The sequence below is a fragment of the Haladaptatus sp. W1 genome, assembly GCF_001723155.1.
In the GTDB taxonomy this organism is placed as follows: Archaea; Halobacteriota; Halobacteria; order Halobacteriales; family Haladaptataceae; genus Haladaptatus; species Haladaptatus paucihalophilus.
This window is the reverse complement of sequence record NZ_MEIH01000280.1, coordinates 1-6,283: the sequence shown is the minus strand read 5'-3', so window position 1 is coordinate 6,283 and position 6,283 is coordinate 1. Positions and strand designations below refer to the sequence as shown.

Annotated in this window: 1 protein-coding gene and 3 pseudogenes; all 4 read right to left on the bottom strand. The window is 59.7% G+C overall.

The genetic code is table 11. From position 1 onward, the window contains the following. Positions 1-99: 99 nt before the first annotated feature. A pseudogene (locus BG842_RS33145) lies at positions 100-1,035 on the bottom strand (DUF368 domain-containing protein). A gap of 177 nt (positions 1,036-1,212) precedes the next feature. Then, positions 1,213-4,277, bottom strand: a pseudogene (locus BG842_RS13265) (oligosaccharyl transferase, archaeosortase A system-associated). Between the two features lie 157 nt (positions 4,278-4,434). Beyond that, positions 4,435-5,907, bottom strand: a complete 1,473-nt coding sequence (locus BG842_RS13260) for a polysaccharide biosynthesis C-terminal domain-containing protein (RefSeq protein WP_069451099.1) — start codon at positions 5,905-5,907, stop codon at positions 4,435-4,437. A gap of 63 nt (positions 5,908-5,970) precedes the next feature. Next, positions 5,971-6,283 (bottom strand): annotated as a pseudogene (locus BG842_RS13255) (hypothetical protein); the annotation flags it as partial.

Below are 6,283 nucleotides of genomic sequence, written 5' to 3'. Positions count from 1 at the left end.
CCGCTTGCCGCAGTTCTCACATTCGTACGTTGCAGTCATCTCGGGAGACCCTATGCCATGCAGTAAGTTAACAGTAGTTATTGTCGAAAAATCGAACGGTCAGTAGTCCAAATCGTCGGTGGTGTGGTCGAGCAACAGCACCGCGCCGCCGCCGACGAGGACGGCGACGAGCGCCCCGCCGATGACCGTCGGCGTCCACGCGAACGTCGACGCGCGCGACCGTCTTCTCGACGGGGAAGCGAAGCGCTCCGACCATCAGGCTGACGAGGAAGGTCAACGTCGCCGCTCGGTAGTGCTCCAGTGCCCACGCAACGACCTTCGAAATAGTCAACAGCCCGACGAGGGCACCGACCATGAAACGTCACGACGACGATCCCCGGCGTGACGACGGCCGCGACGGACCCGCCGTCGGCGAGTCCGACGAGCGCGTCCTTGACTCCGTGCAGACTTTCCGAGAGGTAGTTGTACTGACCGAGGAGCATGAGGATGAGCGCCCCGGACACGCCCGGGAGGATCATCGCACTGATGGCGACCATCCCGGTCACGAAAGACGAGCGGAAGGGGCGTCGCACCGGTCGCCGATTCGGTCGCACCGGCTATCAGGAAGGCGACGGCGAAGCCAGCGATGGCGGCACCGACCTGCCCCGGCGTGCTCACCGACACCTCGTCGTAGAGGACGATGGCCGACGCGGCGATGAGTCCGAAGAAGAAGCCGTACAGCAGGACGGGATGCTGTTCACTTTCCCACGTGACCAGTCCCGTCACCGCCACGACCGCCGTTGCGATTCCCGCACCGAGTGCGAGCAGAAACGGGATGTCCATCTCGGAAAGGATTCGGCGGGCGTTCGCGCGTTCGTCGGGGTCGTACGCTCGGAGGATGTTCAGCACGATTCGCGGGTCGAACGACGCGACGGCCGAGATGAGTCGCTCGTAGATGCCCGTGATGAGGGCTATCGTCCCGCCGGAGACGCCGGGGACCGCATCGGCGGACCCCATGCAGACGCCTTTCAGGTAGACAGTCAGCAGGCCACGCATTGCACCCGGGTTTCCGGTCGAATCAAAAAACGATTCCCATCCGCGGTCGACACCAGCAGGCTCTCGCTCGTCACCAGTCACGCCCGGCACTACGGGCCACTCGAATATGAGAATGTGGGCTGGCGGGGTGGAATCAAGCGAACGGAAAAACGAAATCGAAACCCCAACCGACGCGCTTCAGTCGCGGCGCGCCACGACCATCGCGGCCGCGAACGTGCCGACCAGACCGGCACGGGTCGACGGTGCGGCGGGACTCGGCAGCGAACTGCTGTTCGTCGAGTCGTTGGCTCCGACGGTGCCGTTTCCGGCCGTCGCGTTACCGCTCGTCGAGTTACCGGCGTTCGCCGGACCTGACGAGGAGTTGTCGGTGGAGTTGTTCGCGCCGCCGACCGGAAGCGTCTGCTGTTGGTCCACGGAGACGGTCACCGGGTTCGTGTTCTCGCCGATGACTTGACCTTCCGTGACCTGTGCCGTCGCGTTTTTGAACGTGATGCCGTCGTCGCCGAACGTCTTCGGCGTCGAGAACTCGTAGGGACCGACCGCACGAACGCTGACGTTCGTGTAGCCTTTCTCCGTGCCCCACTTCTCGTACCCGGTCGTGGAGTACGGAAGCGTCATCGTGAACGTCCCGTCACCGTCGGTTTTAGCCTGCTGGGTGTAGGTGAACGTGCCACCGTCGGGGAGTTCATCTTCACCGAGGCGGTGATGGTCGTGTCCGCCGGGCCGGTTCCCTGCACCGTCGCGCCGGGGACGCGTTCGAACGTCTTCACCCACGCGGGCGAGGTGCGCAGGAAGTCCTGTCCCGAAGCACCGCCCTGCTGGAGAAGCTGCAGTCGCTGGCTCAGCACCTGATAGTGCGAGTAGACGCTCGTGGACTGCGACTTGCTCTCCTTGACGACGCGGTAGTGTTGGAGCGCCGGAATCCGCTCGCTCGGATACGGGCCGATGCCGCCGATTTGCGAGCTTCCGTCCTTTGCGACGAACTCACGCGCCTCTTTCATCGTGTCGAACGTCCGAACGACGGTTTCGTTCGGACCCTGCGGATTCTGCTTGTACGTTATCTGCTGGCCGTTCTGCGTCCCGGTGCCGACGTCCCAGTCGAGGACGATGGGTTTCGGCTCGACCGAGCTACCGCCGTACTTGTACAGACGGACCATCTGCGTCTCGTAGTACGCCTGTTTGTGCTGGACGACGTAGTTGCCCTGACCGCGAACCAGGATGTAATCCATGAACGTCGATTGCGAGACGTTCTTGTTGAACACTGTCGGCGCGAAGAACTTGACGTTGCCTTGTCGTCCCTTCGTTTCGACCATCTTCCAGTCGACCATCACGTAGCGGGTCTGCTCGTTCTTGTCGCCGAGCGAGTCGATGACGGCGTTCGCCTGCGACTCGTTCTGTGCGAGGAGGTAGTTTGCGGCCGTGGTTGCACCCTCCTGGAACGGGTTCGCGTTGGGGATGCGCTCCCCGTTTACCGTAATCCAGTGACCGTAGTCCCACCACGACATGACGCCGTACGACCCGTCCGGATAGTCGAAGTCGCCGTCGTCTTGGGTGTACGTGCCGTAGTAGTTCATCGAGTTTCCGGCACCGCCCAAGTTACCTTCCTGTGGGGTGTTCTCCTGCATCCACTGCAGGGAACCCTCCCACTGGGTGACCGAACCGGGGCCGGTGTTGTTCCCGACCGTCTGTGCGGTGTACGTCTGCGTACCGCTGACTTGGACGGGGACGACGAGCGCCGGGACGACAAGCATAACGACGAAGACCACCGCGAGCACCTGATACGCCTCGACGTTTCGAATCGTCTCGCTGGCCGAGTCGCCGATACCGACGAAGCCGAGCACCCACCCGAGGAGGTAGGCGTTCAGCACCGCGACCGGGACCGCGAGATAGTAGTTGAAGCGTACCTGCGTGAACGCCGCGGCCACGATAAATGCCGACCAGACGAGCACGAGGAACTTCTCTCCCTCGTGTTCGTCCGCCGATAGCGCGCGCCAGACCATCACCAGCGCGCCGATGATTGCCGTGAAGAACATCAAGCCGTACTGCGGAACGACGGCCGCCGTGAGCGATTGGCCACCGTTCAAGAACGGTTTCGCTTCGCCGATGGTTCGCTGTGCCGCGCCCGCATTGAATCCGACGAACCGAACGAGATTGTTCTGAATCAGGTTGAACAGGTTCGGCAGGGCGACGTAGACGACGAGCACGCCGACCAGGAGAATGCCGAAGATGGCGACCGGGTAGCCGGTCGTCGCGAGGTCGCGGTCGTCCCATTCGCGTGCCAGCCACGCCATGAATCCCGAACCGATGGCGATGGCGAACGCCATGAGCGGTTGCAAGAGCGAGAACTTCGTCGCGCTGAACGTGGCGGTCCCGAACGGCACGAAAAGGAGAACCCCCGTGACGCTCATGCTGACCGACGCGATGAACGCGAGGTGGTCGGGACTGACCCCGCGCACGTAATCCGCAGTCAACTTTAGCAGGAAGAACACGCCGAAGATACCGATAAGGAGCACGCCCGGCGGCCACACCCACAGATAGAGAGCGGTTGCAATTCCTGCGAGAATGCCGTAGCCGAGAGGACGTCGCACCGCCGCGAAGTCACGGTCCGCGAGCAGTTCGAAGACCGGACGTTCCCGTTCCGCGACCGAGACGGCGACCATCATCGCCAGGACGGCGAACGCTTGGAAGAACGGCTCGACGATGTTGTGGTCCGAGAAGCCGACCAGTCCGCGGTTGAGGAAGACGCCCGGAATGAGTGCCAACACGAGAACGCCGAAGAGACCGCCGAGTCGGCCGTTCAACCGCTTCCCGATGAGGTAGGTCGGGACGGCGACGAGCGTGCCGAACACCGCCGGTGCGACCAGCAGCGTTAGTGCGACCGTTTTTTGCGATGGATCGCCCAATCCGACGATCAGTGCCACTGTGGCGACGATCTGGTCGTAGAGCGTGCCGAATTGCCCGACGCTCGTTCCGAACGGATAGTACGTCCACGGGTCGAACGGCATCGTCGCGGGCCAGTGACTGACTGTATACTGTACTTGCCTGAGGTGATACCACGCGTCGTTACCTGAGAAGAACACTTCGCCGTTCCTGACGAAGTTGTCGTAGGACTGCAACCGAACCCACAACATGAATCCCAGCAACACCGCGAGTACGGGGACGTGGTACCAATCTTCTATCTGGTCGAGGACTGAATCGGTAGGAGTGGAGGAATCCTCGACCTGTTCGGTGCCTTGGCTCATCTGGTGGAGAATTTGCTAAAACGCGCATAAGCCTTATGATAGCGGGATGTAAATCACACCTCACATTATTGTACTATATCCTGACTTGATGATGATCTTCAATGTAGGATTACTCAACCGAAAATCATCGGCTGGTGCGACAGCTAACGCAACACTACTACTTCAGCACGCGTCCAGATAGAAACTTTTCCGCGCGAGAACTGCGCAATACACTCGTGATATTCTCACGGATTTCTCGACTCAAGACCGCCAGCAGGCTGATGTACGTCGCCCCACCGAGGCCAACCAAGATGCAAAGGGTAAACCACGATGTGACCACGACAAAACGTTGAACTGCGGAGACAACGAAGAACATCACCATTCCGACACCGACCTGGATACGGAGTAGTCGCGGTGCGAGTTCCACCGACGGTACATGTCGTTTGACGATGACTGCAGTGAACACGTAGATGATTATCTCCGCCACGATGGAGGCGACAACGACACCAATCGGGCCAAACCGAAGCGTGAGAATCACCCCGATAACCACGTTGATTATGAGTGCAATACTCGACACGCGCATGTTCACGTCAGGCCTATCGAGACCGTTGAGCGTTTGGGTCAATGGCGTTGTCTGCGTCGAAAGTACACAGTATGCCGCAATACCGGCGAGGAGTGATACGCCAAGTGTGTACTCTGGTCCGTACACGGTCACGACGAGCGCTCGTGGAATCGCCAGCGCACCGAAAAAGATCGGCACGGCGAAAATGCTCGAAAAAGCGATCGTGTTCGTGACTTCCTGTCCGACAGTTTTCCCTTCTGCCCGGAGTCGACTTACGCGCGGCATCAAGCCACTTCCCGCGAGTGTCGCGACGAACGTTGCGGGAGCCGTTAACTGTGCCGCGATTTCGTAATTTGCCGCCGCCGCTGGCAGTAATAGCATCCCCAGCAAAATCACGTCGAGCCGGTTATAGAGGGTAGCGAAGAAATCCGTCGGGATACTATACCGGGCGTATTGAGCGAGGCTAAAGAACGTGTCGACCGACGGAACCGCTGGTCTCGTCCCGATATAATAGAAGATAACAGGAAACGTAAACACCGTCGCCCCTACTAGACCGTACACCATTCCGTCCGCAGCGTATCCAGTGAGGACGAACACGAAAAAAACTTGTAACGGAAGTGTCAGATACGACCGAAGCGCATCCGTCCACGTTGAAAGTCCGACTCGACCGCTCGCCGTCAATACGCGGTCGAACGCCTCGTAGTTCGACTCCGACACTAACAAGACCACGAACAAGAACGGTGCCATGGCGATACCACTGTACGACCGAAAACGGTCGGCCAACAGCAATCCGATCGCCGTGGCAATGAGGATCCAAACCGCGTTGAAAAGGAACTGCGCACCGACGAGTTCTCGTCGCTTCGTTTCATTGTCTGCAAATTGTTTCTTGCTAGCGGTCGCCCAGCCCATCAAGGGCCGATCCGCAAGCTTCGTTACACTGAACAGTAAGTAGTAGCCACCGAATGCCTTCGGCCCGAGTTCCCGTGCAAAGAGAATACTCCCGAAGAATCCGACTGCTGCCATCGCAAACTTCGCAATCGTCGCCTTCGCCGTCTCACCACCGAGACTCACATCAGTCGCTTCGGTCACATGCCACCTCCACGACGGGCAGCCATATCGAGTGTCGGGACGATAGCACTGGCGAGTGATCGACTAGGCATAGCCGAGACTTTCTAACTGTTCGACCACGGTGTCCGAAACGTGGTCTTCCATCGCTCTTTCGAGGTTTAGCGACTCGACTGCTTCCGAAATTTTTGGTTGCCACTGTTCGTCACCGACGAATCCGTCGAGCGTCTCGTAGTGATACTGCTCCTCTGCGATTCCATAACAGTCCCGGTCGTACTTGTCTGGGTCATTTCCACCTTCTCGACGACTTCCCGCCGACGTTGGGATAAAACCTCGGTACTCGACTAGCCGTGAATCGCGGTTCGTGGGTAGAAGCAAGGATTCTCCCCGAGGACTTGGT